The sequence below is a fragment of the Aerococcus sp. L_32 genome (assembly GCF_050689315.1).
In genome coordinates this window covers 1-534 of the sequence record NZ_JBOEQF010001243.1, presented here as the reverse complement: position 1 = coordinate 534, position 534 = coordinate 1, and the positions used below count along the sequence as shown (strand labels likewise).

The window sequence follows — 534 nt, the reverse complement described above, 5'->3', positions numbered from 1 at the left end:
GTTTCATCCCTTACCATTTTTCAGGTGAGTTGTTGGTGGTTCTGACCCAAGAGGATAGGTTAGCTGAGTCAAGAGAAGGAGCAAAGCGATTCTTGACTCAGCTAATCTATTCTCTTATCCTATAGAACCAACAAAACACCTTAAGCTGCTTGTAAATCGGCCAGTTCTTCCTAAAGGCGTTCTGCAGGTGTTGTATAGCCCATTATTTTCCTTGGTCTGTGGTTGATCGTATCGGTTACTTCTAGTAAATACGAATAGGACAATAGACGCAGAGTGACTCCCTTTGGGATAAATTCTCGGAGCATGCGGTTATGCCTTTCGTTCGTCCCTTTCTCCCAACAAGCATACGCATGAGTAAAGAAAACCTGAACGTCTTCAGCGATGCTTTCGATAAGAGACAGACTTGAAAACTCAGAGCCGTTATCAGTTGTGAGTGACTTGAACTGTTCTAGCCCCTGTTTTTTCATCAAGTCAAGCACACCTTTTTGAACCAGCGCTGCGTGTTTTCCGTTCAACCATAGTGATGATGACAGA

The 534-nt window shown here is 43.6% G+C and carries 1 protein-coding gene; it reads right to left on the bottom strand.

Translation table 11 applies throughout. The annotated features are described in order from the left end of the window. Positions 1–170 precede the first annotated feature (170 nt). A partial coding sequence (locus ACRCJ0_RS19130) for an IS30 family transposase (protein WP_431391795.1) occupies positions 171–534 on the bottom strand: 364 nt, incomplete at its 5' end.